Source organism: Pontibacter mangrovi, from assembly GCF_006385705.1.
Taxonomy (GTDB): Bacteria; Bacteroidota; Bacteroidia; order Cytophagales; family Hymenobacteraceae; genus Pontibacter; species Pontibacter mangrovi.
This window is the reverse complement of the sequence record NZ_VFRQ01000005.1, coordinates 15,511-32,134: the sequence shown is the minus strand read 5'-3', so window position 1 is coordinate 32,134 and position 16,624 is coordinate 15,511. Positions and strand designations below refer to the sequence as shown.

Sequence of the window (16,624 nt, the reverse complement as noted above, 5' to 3'; positions counted from 1 at the left end):
CATGACATTTAGCAAATCCTTTACATTGCTTGCGGCTATGGCCGGTAGTATCTGCGCGTTAAACGCCAGTGCCACCGGCCATAGCCGTTTGTCTTCGGAACCATACTCCCTTAGCGACTCATTGTCTATCACCACGGACTCGCTGGCGCTTACTGTGTCAACTACAGCCGTAACTGATACCAGTGTTATGGTCATGTCGCCGGAAGAGCTGGCGCTGCTGGTGGAGGTAATCCCAAACGAGCCGGATGACGTGATTGCCGACAGGCTGAGCTGCATGGAAGCAGACATTCCGTTGGTGTATAACGACTTTGTAAGGAATTTCATCGACTACTTCACCATCCGCAACCGCAAGTATACACGCACCATGCTGAGCCGTGAGAATGTATACTTCCCGGTGTTTGAGAAGTACCTCAAGAAGTATGGGATGCCAGATGAGCTGAAGTACCTGGCCATTGTAGAGTCCGGCCTAAACCCGAAGGCGCAGAGCCATGTGGGTGCTGCCGGCCTTTGGCAGTTTATGAGGCCGACAGGCCGTGAGTATGGCCTGGAGCAGACTTCCTACATCGACGAGCGCCTGGATCCTGAGAAATCGACAGAAGCGGCCATGAAGTTCCTGCGCCGCCTCTACAATTACTACGACGACTGGGAACTGGCATTGGCCGCCTACAACTGTGGCCAGGGCAACGTGAACAAAGCTATCCGCAGGGCGGGCGGCAAAAGATCGTTTTGGGATATCTTCCCGTACCTGCCGCGTGAAACCCGGGGCTACGTGCCCAGCATGACAGCCGTGTGCTATGCCATGAACTATGCCGGGGAACATAACATTTTCTCCGACTCCATACTTTACCAGCCTGATGTGGCCTACCTGGAGATTACGCAGGAACTTGACCTGGACAGGCTGGCCGGAGAGCTACACCTTGCCCCGGAGGAACTCGCGTACCTAAACCCGGAGCTCCGTAAAAATAAGGTGGGCAAAAACTATAAGCTGCGCATCCCGGCAAGCAGAACCACGCTGATTGCCACCGCACAAGATAAGAACTGCATACTATTGGCAGCGGCCCCAGCCCTGCTTCAACCAAGAGAGCCGGAGCAGACGCCGGTGCTGCTGGCATCTGCCAAAACCGAGCAAGCCCCAGCCAAACCCGCTGAGCCTAAAGCGGTAACTTACAAAGTGCGGCCAGGCGATAACCTGATTAGTATAGCCAAGCGCCACGACGTAACCGTGGACCAGCTAAAAGAATGGAACAAGCTGAGCAACAGCTACATCAGGGCAAACCAAAACCTCACGATCCTGCAGCCAGGCCAGGCAATGGCCGGTACGGCACTGGCTTCATCCAAAGGTATGAAGGACAGCAAGGCCTCTGCCAGGAACGAGGAACTGATCTACCATGTACAACCGGGCGACACGCTTTGGCAGATCTCCCGCAAGTATGAGGGCATTACAGTAGAGCAGATAAAAAAACTGAATAAGCTAAAGTCTAACAACCTGAAGCCAGGTCAAAAGCTTATCCTGAGCTAATCATTAGCGGCAACAGCCGTCAGGAGCACCTTCTGCCACAGGAGGTGCTCTTTGTTTTAACAGATTGGGGCAATATCAAAATTAAAAAGCACCTGATGCTGCCCCCGAAACAGGAACACCCTTTATCTTTGGAGGCTCAGCTTTGGATTACGCGTAAATTCTTAGGAAATTAGTATTTCCGGATAACTTTAAAGAAAACGAAGAACCGTTCGCTGAGTCGGCATACTATTTACAACAACACAACATGATTAAAGTTAACAAAGAGGACGCTTTAAACTACCACATGGACGGCAAACCCGGGAAGATAGAGGTAGTACCCACTAAAATGGTAAGCACACAGCACGACCTGGCCCTGGCTTACTCACCGGGAGTGGCAGAGCCGTGCAAAGAAATCGCCGCTGATAAAGAAAATGCATATAAGTACACGGCCAAGGGCAACCTGGTAGGCGTTATTTCCAACGGCACCGCCGTGCTGGGCCTCGGCAACATCGGCCCAGATGCCTCCAAGCCTGTGATGGAAGGCAAGGGCGTGCTGTTCAAGAAGTTCGCGGGCATAGATGTGTTCGACATTGAGATAGACAGCTCAGACCCGGAAGAATTTATCCGCATCGTGAAATCGCTGGAGCCGACGTTTGGCGGCATAAACCTGGAAGACATTAAGGCACCGGAAAGCTTTAAGATAGAGAACGCGCTGAAGACGCAGATGAACATTCCGCTGATGCACGACGACCAGCACGGCACAGCGATCATCTCCTCGGCAGCCCTGCTAAACGCCCTGGAGATAGTAGGGAAAAACATTGGCGAAATAAAGATGGTGGTAAACGGTGCCGGTGCCGCTGCCATTGCCTGCGCCAAGTTGTATGTGGCCCTTGGGGTGAACATAGACAACATCGTGATGTTCGACAAAGGAGGCATCATCCGTCCGGAGCGCGACAACCTGGACATTTACAGGGCCCAGTTCGTAACGACACGCAAGATCGACACGCTGGAGGAAGCCATGGCGGGCGCAGACGTGTTTGTAGGGCTTTCCGCAGGCAACGTGCTGCCGGCAGAGTATGTGAAGCTGATGGCTGATAATCCGATCATCTTCGCCCTTGCCAACCCAGACCCTGAAATTGCTTACGAGGCAGCCATGGCTACCCGCGAGGACCTCATCATGGCCACCGGCCGCTCCGACCATCCGAACCAGGTAAACAACGTGCTAGGCTTCCCCTACATATTCAGAGGGGCGCTGGATGTGCGTGCCACGGAGATAAACGAGGAGATGAAGCTGGCCGCCGTGCGTGCGCTGGCAGAACTGGCCAAGGAGCCCGTGCCGGAGATCGTGCACAAAGCCTATGGCGACAACACCATCAACTTCGGCCGCTTCTACCTGATCCCGAAACCGCTGGACCCGCGCCTGATCACCACCGTATCGCCGGCAGTGGCCAGGGCAGCCATGGAGAGCGGCGTGGCCCGTCGCCCTATCACCGACTGGGAAGCGTATGAGGTGGAGCTGAAAGAGCGTATCGGCATAGACCAGAAACTGATGTCGCGCATCACCACGCAGGCTAAGAAAGACCCGAAAACAGTAGTGTTTGCCGAGGCAGATAATTACAAGATCCTGAAAGCGGCCCAAACCGTGCAGGAGCAGCGCATTGCCACCCCTATACTTTTGGGGAACCCAAACCGGATCAAGGCCATCATCGCGGAGAACAACATGGACCTGCAGGGCGTGCAGATCATTGACCCGCAGGCTGAAGAAGCGAAGAAAGAGGAGTACGCGCAGATACTGTACAAGAAGCGCCAGCGCAAGGGCGTCACATTATTTGATGCACGCCGCCTGATGCGCGACCGCAACTACTTCGGAAGTATGATGCTGCACACCGGAGAGGCTGACGCACTTATCTCTGGCCTTACCCGCGACTATTCTAAAACCATTTCGCCGGCGCTGCAGGTAATTGGCGTGGAAGAGGGCGTGAACAAAGTGGCAGGCATGTACATTGTGCTGGGGCAGAAAGAGCCATACTTCTTTGCCGACACCACCGTAAACGTAAACCCAAGCGCCGACGAGCTAGTGGATATCATTGGCCTGACAGCCCGCACAGTGCGCTTCTTCGACACGGAGCCGCGCGTGGCCATGCTGTCGTTCTCAAACTTCGGTTCGGTGCGCGGCGACATTCCGGACAAGGGCGCTGAGGCAGTGCGCAAGGCAAAACAGCGCTACCCGGACCTACTCATAGACGGAGAGATGCAAGCCAACACAGCCGTGAACAAAAACCTGCTGCGCGAGCACTACCCTTTCAGCGAGCTGGCCGAAAAAGGTGCCAACACCCTTATTTTCCCGACGCTTACGGCAGGCAACATTGCCTACAAACTGCTGCAGGAACTAGGTGGCGTTGAGGTAATTGGCCCTGTGCTGATGGGCATGCGCAAACCGGTCCATATTCTTCAGCTCGGCTCCTCTGTACGAGACATCATAAACATGGTGGCCATTGCTGTCGTAGATGCTCAAAACTATAACAATCAACATATATAGATGATAGCCTATATAGATGGCAAATTAACGCACAAAGATCCAACCTACGTCATTATCGAAGCTAATGGCGTAGGTTACCAGATCAAGATCTCGCTCAGCACCTACTCCTCGCTGCCGGCCGGCGAGCGCTGTAAGCTGCACACCTACCTGCACATCAAGGAGGATGCCCATACTTTGTATGGCTTCACCACCGTGCAGGAGAAGGAGGCGTTCCTGCACCTGATCTCCATCTCGGGGGTAGGGCCTAATACAGGGCTTATGATTCTCTCGTCGTTATCAGTAGAGGAGATACAGCAGGCCATTGTGCGGGAGGATGTGCGCACGATACAGCACGTGAAAGGCATAGGCGCCAAAACCGCTCAGCGCATCATTCTGGAGCTAAAGGATAAGATGAAAAAAGAGGTGATGCTAACCGATGCTCCTGTCTCTGCCGCTGCATACAATACCAACCGTGCCGAGGCGTTATCAGCATTAGTAACCTTGGGCTTTGCCAAAAACGTGGCCGAAAAAACGCTGGATGCGATTATAAAGCGCGAAGGCGGCAGTTTGAGCGTAGAGGAGTTGATTAAATTTGCCTTAAAATCTTCATAATAAGAGAGAACAGCTTATTTTGATCTGGAAAAGTACAAAGCACAACCTGCTGCTTGCCACGGTTGCTACAGTATCTTTGCTTGCCTGGTGGTCGCGGGCAGAAGGGCTACGCGTGCCGGATCAGAAAAGCTTATCAGACCTGCAGGACTTTCTGCACTGGCAGGATACCGTACGCCAGGACACAGCCAAGTATATCCCAAGCCGCAGGCCTACGTTTACCCCCTCCGACCGCTACGGCAGCCCTTTCGGCACCCGCAGCAGCACCTCTCCCCTGCTGCTTGGCCAACCCGGCAACCTGCACCTTAATGTAGAGCTGGACGATAGCCTGCAGCAGTACAACATTACTGAAACCATCGGCGACAGCATGCTGTACCGCCCACCGTCTTCCATGTCGCTGCGGGAGTACTCGGAGTGGCAGCAGCGGGAGGCCATCCGCAACTACTGGCGCGCCAAATCCGCCGGCCTCGACGGCGAGAGCGTGGTCAGCAGCAACCGCCTTATACCAAAGCTATACATCAGCCCGGTGTTTGACCGCATTTTTGGCGGCAACTATGTCGATATCCAGCCCAACGGTAACGTGTCGCTGAAGTTTGGTGCCCGCTTTAACCGCAACGAGAACCCCACCATACCGCTCAGCCAGCAGCGCACCGGCGATTTTGATTTTGAGCAGAACATCTCCCTGAACCTGGTAGGCAAGATCGGCGAGAAAATGCGCCTCAACTTTAACTGGGACAACAACGCCAACTTCGACTTCGAGAACAACATGAAGCTGGATTACACCGGCTACGAAGAGGAGATCATCCGCAAGGTGGAGGCCGGTAACGTAAGCCTGCCGCTTAACAACTCACTGATAACGGGGGCACAGAACCTGTTTGGCGTAAAGGCGCAGCTGCAGTTTGGCCGCCTGGGCGTTACCACCATTGCCTCTAGCGTGCGTGGCACCAACGACGAGGTAGTGATCCAGAACGGAGGGCAGAACAAGCCCTTCGAGATCAGGGTGGACAACTATGACCGTGACCGCCACTTCTACCTGTCGCAGTTTTTCAGGGGCCGCTATGATGGTGCCCTGCGCAACCTGCCGCTCATCAACTCCGGCATCGTGATACGCCGCGTGGAGCTATACGTTACGAACAACAACCGCTCTACGGAGAACCTGCGCAACATAGTGGCTTATATGGACCTGGGTGAGGCCGATCCCTACCGCGAAGCCTTTGACACGGGTCGCCCCAGCACTGCCCCTGCCGACAACCAGGCCAACTCGCTCTACAGCCAGATCTCTCCGCAAAACAGCCAGGCCCGCAACAACGCTCGGGTAGATGGTTACCTGCAGTCGCTGGGGCTGGAGAAAGGCGTGGACTTTGAGCATGTGCGCGCCCGCAAACTGGAGCCAAACGAGTATAAATTCAACCCGCAGCTGGGCTATATCTCCCTTAACACCGCCCTCCTGCCTGACCAGGTGCTGGGCGTGGCATTCGAGTATACTTACAACGGCAAAACATACCAGGTAGGCGAGCTGATGGATGACTACCAGAACCTGGACTCGGACAAGGTTATCCACATGAAGCTGCTCCGCGCCACCAGCCCTTTGCTCAATTACCCGACCTGGGATTTGATGATGAAGAACGTGTATGCGCTGGATGCCACGCAAATCAACCGGGAGGATTTTAAGCTGCAGGTTATTTACAAGGACGATGAGACTGGCGTGGACCTGACAAGTATAAAGGAGCCGAGCCCGATCCAGAACATCCCGCTGGTGGAGGTGCTGAACCTGGACAACGTGAACTCAAACAACGACAAGCCAAGCGACGGCAATTTCGACTTTCTGCCCGGTATCACGATTGACACGGAGAGCGGCCGGGTATACTTTCCGCAGGTGGAGCCTTTTGGCAGTTACCTGGCCGGCAGGCTGGAGGGCTACCCGAACCTGATAGACCAGTACGTGTTTCAGGAACTGTATGAGCAGACGCAGACAGACGCGCAGCAGAACAACGTAAAGGCCAAGTTTTACCTGAAAGGCCGGGTGCAGTCCACTTCATCGGACGAGATCATGCTGCCGGGCTTTCAGATTGCAGAGGGCTCTGTGGTGGTATACTCTGGCGGCACCCGCTTGCAGGAGGGCACTGATTACCAGGTATTCTACGATTTGGGCCGCATCAAAATCCTGAACCCGAGCTATCTGAACTCGGCCAACGACCTGCGCGTGACCTATGAGAAGGCAGAGCTGCTGAACATACAGCCCCGCACCATGCTGGGCGCCCGCTTCGATTACCGTCTGAATGATGACGTGAATATCGGGGCAACGGTGCTGCACCTGAACGAGCAGACCTTTATCAACCGCGTAAGTATAGGCGACGAGCCCACCAACAACACCATCTACGGCTTCGACGTGAACCTGCAGAAGGAATCGCGGATGCTGACGCGCTTTGTAGATGCCATTCCGCTGATACAGACAAAGGCGCCTTCGCTGATTACTTTTAGCAGTGAGTTTGCGCAACTGGTGCCGGCTAAGTCTAAATCTAACGCAAACGAGGACGGCGCTTCTTATATTGATGACTTTGAAGGAGCCGAAACGCCCTACAGCCTGGGCGGCTTTAACAACAGCACCTGGCGCGTGGCCGCCACCCCTGCGCCGCTTGTCCCCGGCGACAGCCTGGCCTATTCTTACAACCGCGCCAAGCTGGCCTGGTATACCATCGACCAGATCTTTTACCGCAACTCCGATAACCTGAAGCCCGACAACATTACGGATGAGGAGCTGAAGAACAACTATGTGCGCCCCGTAAAACGCACCGAAGTGTTTAAGGGCCGCGATGCGGAGGTGACCACCAGCTACGAGTATACATTTGACCTGGCGTACTACCCACGCGAACGGGGCCAGTATAACTACAACCCGAACCTGACGTCGCAGGGGCAGCTGGCCGGCGACCCGCGCAACAACTGGGGCGGCATCAGCCGGGAGATATCTTTTGACACCGACTTTGACAACGCCAACATTGAGTATGTAGAGTTCTGGATGATGGACCCTTTCCTGCAGGGGCCGAACGGCAGGGACGGCGCCTTTGGCGGCAACGTGAACAGCCAGGACCCGGGGCAGTTGGTGCTTAACCTCGGAAGCGTGTCGGAGGATTTGCTGAAGGACAACGAGTATGCCTTTGAGAACGGCCTGCCCGCCTCTGCCGACGATGTGCAGGACCTGGAGGAAACCATTTGGGGCCGCATTACGCAGCAGCAGTTCCTGACCGATGCCTTTACGGGTATACCGGGCGGGCGGCAGCGCCAAGACGTGGGCCTGGACGGATTAAACGACACCGAGGAAGCCGACTATTTCCGAAGCGCCTTCCTGAGCCGCATACCGGGCTCGCCGCCGCAGTCGGTCGTAGACGACCCGTCGGCAGACAATTTTCTGCACCACCTGGACCCGGTGTATGACCAGCAGAACGCCGGCATCCTGCAGCGCTACAAGAACTTTAACGGCATGGAGAACAACTCACCGGAAAACAGCCGCTTTGCCAACTATGCCTACCCGGACAAAGAGGACCTGAACGGCGATAACGTTATCACAGACCTGGAGCAGTACTATGAGTATAAAATCAACCTGAACCCGAACCAACTGGATGTAGGCCAGAACTACATTGTAGACAAAGTGGAGGGCGAAGGCGGCGCTACCTGGTACCAGTTCCGGATACCGGTGCGCCAGCCAACCGGCAGTGTCGGCAACATCAACGGCTTTAAGTCTATCCGCTTCATGCGCCTGTACATGACCGGCTTTGCCGACCCGGTGGTGGTGCGTATGGCCCAGTTCCAGTTTGTGGCAAACCAGTGGCGCAAGTTTGAGCAGCCCCTGACCGAGGGAACCCCTTGCCTTACCTGCACCGACGATGCCCGCAGCTTTACCGTATCGACGGTGAACGTGGAGGAAAACGGCATTAACAACCAAGCCAACGAAAACAACATCCCGTATGTGCTGCCTCCGGGCATAGACCGCCTCCGCGACTACGCCTCCACCAACGACCGCCGCCAAAACGAGCAGTCGCTGCAGCTGTGCGTAGAGGATCTGAAAGACTCCTTCTCGAAGGCGGTGTTTAAAAACCTGTCGCTGGACCTGCTGGCATACAAGCAGCTGAAGATGTTTATTCACGCACAGTCTGACGAGCCGGGCATACAGGACGGTGAGATGCAGGCTTTTATCCGGATCGGCACGGACTTTACGCAAAACTACTATGAGTATGTGGTGCCGCTCAAGTTCACCGCGCCCGGCAGCAACACCGCCACCTCCGTGTGGCCAACCGAAAACGAAGTAAACATACCGCTGCAGGAGTTGGTGGATGCCAAAGCAAAACGCAACATCGCTACCCCTGACAATATCTTTGTACCCTTTACCGTCACGTTGGAAGATGGCAAGATGATTCGGGTGGTGGGTAACCCGGACTTCAGCGAGGTGGAGGGCATCATGATCGGTATCCGCAACCCCTCTGACGTGAACTCGGATGTGCAGGCGCACTCGGCTTGTATTTGGGTAAACGAGCTGCGCGTTACCGACTTTGTAAACCGCACCGGCTGGGCCTCTAACGCCCGCATGAACGCCAAACTGGCTGACTTTGCCAACGTAACCGCCACAGGCGCTTATACTACTGTAGGCTTCGGAGGGCTACAGCAGCCGCTGTCGTTGCGCTCGCGCGAGGATGTGGCGCAGTTTGACGTAAGTGCCAACATGGTGCTGGACAAGTTCTTGCCGCAGCAGTGGGGCGTGAAAGTGCCGATGACAGTGCAGTATGGCGTTACGACTGCCGAACCGCAGTATGACCCGCTGGACAAGGACATGCCATTGGAGCAGTCGCTGACCAAGTTTGACACAGACGAAGCCCGCGATGAGTATAAAAAAGAGGTGATTACCCGCGAAACGCGACGAAGTATAAGCCTGCTGAACGTACGCAAAGAGCGAACCGACCCGGAGGAGAAAGCGCACCTGTACGACATCGAGAACTTTGCCCTCTCCTACTCTTACTCAGAGCGCCTGTTCTCCGACATCGAAACCGACCGCGACTATACCAAAACCTACACGGGCGGCTTGGCTTATACTTACGAGAACACGCCGCGGAGCTACCAGCCATTTGCCAACAGCGAAAAACTGAACTCGCCATACTTGCGCCTGATCAAGGACTTTAACTTCTCGCTGCTGCCAAGCCGCGTGTCGTTCCGCGCTGACCTGAATCGTTTTTACAACGAGACATACTTGCAGCGCCCTGACCCGGAAACGCGGTTTGTGACCACCCGCGGCATTGAGCCCGTGTTCCAGAAATCGTTCTTCTTTAACCGCATCTACGATATGCGCTGGGACCTGACCAAGAGCCTGTCACTGGACTACACTGCCACTAACCGCTCGGTTATAGATGAGCCGGATGGCCGCATCAACAACGACATAGACTCGCTGCAGTACAAGAACGACAGAATACGGAAGAACCTGCTGCAGGGCGGGCGCAACACCAACTTTAACCAGTTGATCGCCCTGAACTATAAGCTGCCGTTCGATAAGTTTCCGCTGACAGACTGGCTCAGCGCCGACACCCGCTACGCCACCACCTATATCTGGACGGCAGGCTCCACGGCCCTGAACCAGGACACCACCTTTAGGCTGGGCAACACCGCTGAGAACAACGTGGAGTTTAGTGTGAACGGCCGCGTAGACCTGGTGAAGCTGTACAACAAGGTAAAGTTCCTGAAAGAGGTGAACTCGCCTACGCCAAACAAACCAGCCAAGCCAGCCGCCAACGATACAGCTGCCACCAAGGCCCCGGCCAATATGAAGTTCCTGAAAAGCCTGGCGCGTGTGCTGATGATGACGCGCTCGCTCAACGTGACGTACCTGGAGAACCGCGGCTCTATGCTGCCAGGCTATCTGCCGGAACCGGAGTTCTTCGGGTTTGATGATTCGTTTGACGCCCCTGGGCTGCCGTTTATACTTGGTAAACAGTATGGGCTGAGCGAGCTGTACAACCGGGCTAATACCAATGGCTGGTACACCGACAGCAGCCAATACCTAAACACGCCGTTCAGCAACGTGCATACCGAAACCTTTACCGGCCGCGCCAACCTGGAGCCGTTCCGAAACTTTAACGTGACACTGGATGTGCGCCGCAACAAATCAGATATTGAGGAAGTTTTTTACCGCAAGGAGTTTGACGACTTCGGGAATGTGAGCGAGCAGGACCAGCGCCAGAACCCGTTCACCTCCGGCGCCTTCAGTACCTCGTTTATGGCTTTGGGTACTTTGTTCGAGTCTACCCAGGATGGCACCTCGGCGGCTTTTGAGCAATTTATCCGCAACCGCTACCTGGTGCGCGACAGGCTGACAGTGGCCAACCCAGCCGCCGGAGACTCCGGCTACAGCCTCAACTCGCAGGAGGTACTGCTCAAGTCGTTCCTGTATGCCTACCAGGGCCGCGAGATAAGCGGCTACGAGGCCAAAGCCGATGATCCGTTTAGCCGCCTGCCGATCCCGAACTGGAGCATTACTTACAACGGCCTGGAGCGCCTGCCAATCTTCCAGAAGTGGTTCAGCCAGATCAGCCTGCAGCATGCCTACAACTCCAGCTACAACATCACCAGCTACTCCACGTCGCTGTCCTATCAGCAGAAGCCTGCGGGCTTCCCGACGCAGCTAAACGAGTTCGGGCAGATAGAGCCATATTACATCGTGAACCAACTGACGGTGATAGAGCGACTGGCGCCGCTGCTGGGGGTTAACTTCAGGACGAAGACCAACCTTACCGGGCGCCTGGAGTATAAAGTGGAGCGAAACCTATCGCTGAACCTGACCAATGCGCAGATAACGGAAACCAACGTGAAAGACTATGTGCTTGGCTTTGGCTACACAACCACCAGCTTTAAAGTGCCGTTTACCAGCACCACCCTGGACAATGAGCTGACCATGCGCCTGGACCTGCAGGTGCGCGACAACCAGACGGTGCAGCGGGCCATCTCTACCGACGATTCCGGCACAGAGCGCAGCCAGAACCAGATTACCAACGGCACGCGCCAGCTGCAGCTGCGCCCAACCGTAGACTATGTGCTAAGCCAGCGCCTGAACCTGCAGTTCTACGTGCTGCGCACCGTATCGGATCCTAAGATTTCTACCTCGTTCCGCAACAGTGTAACCGAGGGCGGCGTTCAGTTGCGGGTAAGCCTGCAATAAAGTTTTGCCATTGCAAAAAAGGACGTATTTTTGAGCAACAAAATTAAAACTTACATATATGAACCTACCTGAGAACCTAAAGTATACAAAAGATCACGAGTGGGTGCGCGTAGAAGGCGACGTAGCTTATGTTGGTATTACCGACTTTGCTCAGAGCGAGCTGGGCGACATCGTTTACGTAGACATCGACACTGTAGACAAGGATATTAACCAGAACGACGTATTTGGCACAGTAGAGGCCGTAAAAACAGTATCAGACTTGTTCAGCCCACTAAACGGCACGGTGCTGGAGTTTAACGACAAGCTCGAGAACAACCCGGAGCTGGTAAACTCAGACCCATACGGCGAAGGCTGGATCATCAAAATGTCGATGAGCGACGCTAGCCAGGTAGACGCCCTGCTGACAGCAGAGGGATACCGCGAGGTAATCGGTCAGTAAGTAAAGCTTAAAAAGGAGTAGAGTTGATTATACGCTACAACCTGTTTACTATGATGTGGGCAGCAGTGATCCTGCTGACAACGCTGCTGCCCTCAACTTCCATGCCCGCCTCCCTCTCTCTGTGGGAGCTCCTCTCTTTTGATTCTTTTGCACACGCCGGTATGTTCTGTGTGCTTTGTTTCCTGATGATCGTGGGCTTTTCCAAACAGTATACTTCCCTCACGCTGCAGCGCAACCCCGTCCGCTACAGCCTGCTCATCAGCACTTTGTTTGGCGTTACCATCGAGCTGCTCCAGTACTTTCTGGTATACGGCCGCCACGGCGATGTGCTGGATGTTATAGCCAACACATCCGGCTGCCTGCTGGGCATCGTGTTCTTTAAGTGGATCTATGAGTGGTAACAGGCGGTGGTCTGTTTTCGTTATACTTTGCTAGCTGCGGTTCCTCCTAACAGCTACCGCAGGTTTGCTCCTCAACTGGCTATAAAAGCCATTCTTGTCCTTAGGCCATTCTTTTATACTTGCCAGTTATACTTTATACTTCTCTGGCGCCCGAAGGCTTTCGGAGTGCCTCGCCACCGCTTCCTGAAACCGACACTAAGCTATACTTGCTAGCTACCGTTTATCCTCAGTCTTACATACCCTAAAGTTACATTTCACACTTTGGTGCCCTCCAAGGCCGAGAGGCCTCGCCTTGGGGGTAGGGGAATGATAATCGTTCCCTAATTCCCCTCCTCGGAGGGGCTAGGGGTGGTTGGACCCGGTGCTACAGGTTTCCCTTCCTCCAAACTAGCCAGAACACAAGTTTTAAGCTTGGGAGCATCGCGCTGAGGGGGAAACTACAAGTACCAGCCCCACACATAAAATTATCCCCTATCTTAGCACCTATGAATAAACTATATACTTTCCTGCTGGCTCTTTGCCTTGCGGTGCCACATGTTCTGCAGGCGCAGGACATGGCCCGGGTGCACCAGACGCTGGATACGCTTACCTCTAAAAGCATGTATGGCCGTGGCTATACTTTTGGGGGTGATTTAAAAGCAGCCAAATATTTACAAAGCAGGTTTCAGGAGATGGGGCTGCAGCCGCTGAGTGGCCAATCATACTTTCAGGAGTTCAGCTTTCCGGTAAACCGCATTGTAGAAACGCCGCAGTTGCAGGTAAACGGGCGGCAGCTGGTGCCGGGGCAGGACTTTGTGGCCCGCTCCTCCTCCGCTTCAGGCGCTGGCAAGGCCAAGGTGCTACCCCTGGACACGCTTGTTTTTACAGATGCCGGGGTTGCGCAAAAGTTTTTCCGCAGGAATTTCTCGAAGGTGGCTTTGGTATACGCACTGCAGGATCAGAAACGGCTGGCGCAGCTGCCGCCACAGTATAAGCAAAAGCTGCAGGAGGCAAAGCTGCACATCATACTTCAGCCTAAAAACCTGCTTACCACGGTGGCCCGGCAGCAGGATACCCTGCCCATACTGGAGGTGCTGCAAAGCGCATGGCCGCAGCAGGCCAAGAAAGTACACTTTAGCGTAACAGCCGACCTGAACCCGCAGCACCAAGCGCAGAACGTGGCCAGTTTTATAAATGGCAGCGAGCATCCGGACTCGGTGCTGGTGTTTACGGCCCACTACGACCACCTGGGCAGCCAGGGCCAGGACGTATACTTTCCGGGGGCCAACGACAACGCCAGCGGCACCACCATGCTGCTGGAGCTGGCGCAATACTACAGCCGCCCCGAAAATCAGCCCAAGTATAGTATGGCCTTTATTGCCTTTGCCGCCGAAGAGGCCGGTCTGCTGGGCTCCTTATACTATGTGCAGCACCCGCTTTTCCCGCTGCAGCGCATTTCCTTTTTGCTAAACCTGGATTTGCTGGGCACCGGCGACGAGGGCCTGATGGTGGTGAACGGGCAGGTGCATACGCAGGAGTTTGCCCTGCTGCAGCGCCTGAACGAGCAGCACCAGTACCTGCCCCAGATCAAAAGCCGCGGCAAAGCAGCCAACTCTGACCACTACCCTTTCTCGGAGGCGGGCGTGCCGGCGTTCTTCTTTTATACTTTGGGCGGCACCGCCGCCTACCACAACCCGCAGGACCACGCTCAGCAGCTGCCGCTCACTAAGTTTCAGGAGGTGTTCAGGCTGATAACAGACTTCGCAGCGGCACGGATGCACCACGAGACAGAGTAAAGTATAAAAGGCTGGGCCGCTGCAGTTAGTTTGCAGCGGCCCAGCCTTTTATACTTCGAATGTAGAATTTTATACTTACAGGATGTTGTTTACCTGTTCTTTAATCTTCTCCAGCTCCTCCTTCATCTCCACTACATAGTGCTGTATGGTAGCGTCGTTGGCTTTGGAGCCGATGGTGTTTATCTCCCGCCCGATCTCCTGCGAGATAAAGCCCAGCTTTTTGCCTGTTGGCTCCGGCAGGTAAACGGTTTCGGTGAAATAGTGCAGGTGGTTTACCAGGCGCACCTTCTCCTCGGCAATGTCGAGCTTCTCCATGTAGTAGATCATCTCCTGCTCAAAGCGGTTTTGGTCGAAGTGCTCGGAGGTGGAAAGCTCTGCAATGTGGCCGCGGATGCGGGTACGGATGTGCTCCATGCGCACCGGGTCGTGCTTTTCTACCTCGGCCAGCAGAATCCGGATGCGGTCTATGTACGACATGATTTCGGTGGTAAGCGCTTTGCCCTCGTCGGCCCGGAAGGTGTTGATGCTCTGCAGCGCCTGCTGCAGCAAGGGCTGCACCTGCTCCCAATCGGCATCGTTCTCCTCCTCGTCCGGCTCGTCCTGCTGCAGCACCTCGGGCATGTGCAGGGCCAGGCGGAACAGCTCGCTTTTGTCGGCGCTTACCTGGTCGGCCACTTCGCTCAGCTCCTTGTAGTAGGACTTCAGCAGCTCTTTGTTTACGGTGTTGCGGGCCCTCTGTGACTTGTTTTTGGTGTACTCCACCGTTACGCTCACCTTTCCACGCACCAGCGCCTTCTGCACCATGTTCCGGATCTCATACTCTTTATCAGACAAGAATTTAGGAGTACGCACGCTCAAATCCATACTTTTGGAGTTAAGCGATCGGATCTCAACAGAGATACAATACTGGTCGGCATCGAGGCGGGCACTGCCAAAGCCTGTCATAGACTGCAACATAAGCTCTTTACAAAATGATACTTTGGCAAATTAGTTATAAATATCCAAATTTGTACAGCCACAGCCTCTAAAGCTGCGTAAAAGCCGCGCTTTATGTGTGTTGCGCAAGTATAAATTACTTAACTTTGATCCATGAAATTTGGTGTAGTCGTTTTCCCGGGGTCCAACTGCGACCAAGATCTTGTAGATGCCATAAGCCTTGGCATGGGGCAAGAATGCGTAAAGCTGTGGCACAAAGACCACGATTTGCAAGGATGTGATTTTATACTGCTGCCAGGCGGCTTCTCTTACGGCGATTACCTGCGCTCCGGAGCCATTGCGCGCTTCTCTCCTATAATGCAGGAGGTGGTGCAGCACGCCAACAAAGGCGGCTACGTGATGGGCATCTGCAACGGTTTCCAGATACTGACGGAGGCCGGCCTGCTGCCGGGCGCCCTGCTGCGCAACGCCAACCAGAAGTTTATTTGCGACAACGTGTACATTAAGCCGGTTTCTACCACTCTGCTGCCTACGCGCCACCTGGACCAGAACAAGGCCTATAAAATACCGGTGGCACACGGCGAGGGCCGCTACCATGCCGACAAGGACACGCTGCGCAAGCTCGAGGATAACGACCAGATCATGTTCAAGTACAGCAGCAACATTGCCGATACCCACGACATCTACAACATCAACGGCAGCCTGCTTAACATTGCCGGCGTAGCCAATGCGCAGAAAAACGTGTTCGGCATGATGCCGCACCCGGAGCGCGCCGTGGACCCGGAACTGGGCAACACCGATGGCCGCGCCATCTTTGAGTCTATCCTGGATTTGGTGAACGCGTAATACAGTATATACTATACTCCAAAAGCCCTGGCGAACTTCATCGTAGCCGGGGCTTTTGCTTTTATACTTCTACTGCTGTCCCTATTTTATGTACAGCTTTAAATATACAAGATCAAAAAAGTCGCAAGCATGTGGGTAGTCATCAAGTTGCTGCTGATTGTGTTCTTCGTGAGGTTCTTTAACTATCCAGGTGCTTATATAAGATATGTTGCTGGCGACAAATCAAAAAGCTTTAAACAAATTTTAAATGATGACAAGAACCTAAACGCTACCATCGGCTTTGCGATTCTTTTCTTGATGGCTTTCATACTTATTGCTGTCTTTGAGCTGTTTTTCCCTGACTTTCATTGGTATTTATATGTATTTTAGAAGCCTGAAAAAGTAACTGAAACCTAAATTAACAGGAG

At 54.3% G+C, this 16,624-nt stretch carries 9 protein-coding genes; 8 read left to right on the top strand and 1 reads right to left on the bottom strand.

Annotation, left to right across the window (positions count from 1 at the left end):
- The first annotated feature begins 1 nt into the window (after position 1).
- The 7 genes from FJM65_RS10330 (at position 2) to FJM65_RS10300 (ending at position 14,435) form a co-directional block, all read left to right on the top strand.
- Positions 2 to 1,519: a lytic transglycosylase domain-containing protein gene (locus tag FJM65_RS10330; protein ID WP_140621449.1), complete on the top strand. Its 1,518-nt coding sequence runs from the start codon at positions 2 to 4 to the stop codon at positions 1,517 to 1,519.
- A 244-nt stretch (positions 1,520 to 1,763) separates the two neighbouring features.
- Positions 1,764 to 4,037: an NADP-dependent malic enzyme gene (locus FJM65_RS10325; RefSeq protein WP_181163690.1), complete on the top strand. Its 2,274-nt coding sequence runs from the start codon at positions 1,764 to 1,766 to the stop codon at positions 4,035 to 4,037.
- Complete coding sequence (ruvA, locus tag FJM65_RS10320; RefSeq protein ID WP_140621448.1) at positions 4,038 to 4,628, top strand: Holliday junction branch migration protein RuvA; 591 nt, start codon at positions 4,038 to 4,040, stop codon at positions 4,626 to 4,628. It abuts the gene before it with no gap.
- Positions 4,629 to 4,647: 19 nt separating this feature from the next.
- Positions 4,648 to 11,820, top strand: a complete 7,173-nt coding sequence (gene sov / locus FJM65_RS10315; RefSeq protein WP_239022919.1) for a T9SS outer membrane translocon Sov/SprA — start codon at positions 4,648 to 4,650, stop codon at positions 11,818 to 11,820.
- A gap of 58 nt (positions 11,821 to 11,878) precedes the next feature.
- Complete coding sequence (gcvH, locus tag FJM65_RS10310; protein ID WP_140621447.1) at positions 11,879 to 12,259, top strand: glycine cleavage system protein GcvH; 381 nt, start codon at positions 11,879 to 11,881, stop codon at positions 12,257 to 12,259.
- Positions 12,260 to 12,309: 50 nt separating this feature from the next.
- Positions 12,310 to 12,660: a VanZ family protein gene (locus FJM65_RS10305; RefSeq protein WP_239022918.1), complete on the top strand. Its 351-nt coding sequence runs from the start codon at positions 12,310 to 12,312 to the stop codon at positions 12,658 to 12,660.
- A 485-nt stretch (positions 12,661 to 13,145) separates the two neighbouring features.
- Positions 13,146 to 14,435: a M28 family metallopeptidase gene (locus FJM65_RS10300; protein ID WP_219855975.1), complete on the top strand. Its 1,290-nt coding sequence runs from the start codon at positions 13,146 to 13,148 to the stop codon at positions 14,433 to 14,435.
- Positions 14,436 to 14,510: 75 nt separating this feature from the next.
- Here FJM65_RS10300 and FJM65_RS10295 read toward each other — a convergent pair whose 3' ends face one another.
- Positions 14,511 to 15,392: a YicC/YloC family endoribonuclease gene (locus tag FJM65_RS10295; RefSeq protein WP_140621446.1), complete on the bottom strand. Its 882-nt coding sequence runs from the start codon at positions 15,390 to 15,392 to the stop codon at positions 14,511 to 14,513.
- A gap of 132 nt (positions 15,393 to 15,524) precedes the next feature.
- Here FJM65_RS10295 and purQ point away from each other — a divergent pair, with 132 nt between their 5' ends.
- Positions 15,525 to 16,217 carry a phosphoribosylformylglycinamidine synthase subunit PurQ gene (gene purQ, locus FJM65_RS10290; RefSeq protein WP_140621445.1) on the top strand — a complete coding sequence of 231 codons (693 nt, stop codon included), beginning with the start codon at positions 15,525 to 15,527 and terminating at the stop codon, positions 16,215 to 16,217.
- Positions 16,218 to 16,624: the final 407 nt, after the last annotated feature.

Excerpts from the sequence above, each read along its gene's own strand:
- FJM65_RS10330 (WP_140621449.1), top strand. The coding sequence starts at position 2 with ATGACATTTAGCAAATCCTTTACATTGCTTGCGGCTATGGCCGGTAGT.
- FJM65_RS10325 (WP_181163690.1), top strand. The coding sequence starts at position 1,764 with ATGATTAAAGTTAACAAAGAGGACGCTTTAAACTACCACATGGACGGC.
- ruvA (WP_140621448.1), top strand. The coding sequence starts at position 4,038 with ATGATAGCCTATATAGATGGCAAATTAACGCACAAAGATCCAACCTAC.
- gcvH (WP_140621447.1), top strand. The coding sequence starts at position 11,879 with ATGAACCTACCTGAGAACCTAAAGTATACAAAAGATCACGAGTGGGTG.
- FJM65_RS10305 (WP_239022918.1), top strand. The coding sequence starts at position 12,310 with ATGATGTGGGCAGCAGTGATCCTGCTGACAACGCTGCTGCCCTCAACT.
- FJM65_RS10300 (WP_219855975.1), top strand. The coding sequence starts at position 13,146 with ATGAATAAACTATATACTTTCCTGCTGGCTCTTTGCCTTGCGGTGCCA.
- FJM65_RS10295 (WP_140621446.1), bottom strand. The coding sequence starts at position 15,392 with ATGTTGCAGTCTATGACAGGCTTTGGCAGTGCCCGCCTCGATGCCGAC.
- purQ (WP_140621445.1), top strand. The coding sequence starts at position 15,525 with ATGAAATTTGGTGTAGTCGTTTTCCCGGGGTCCAACTGCGACCAAGAT.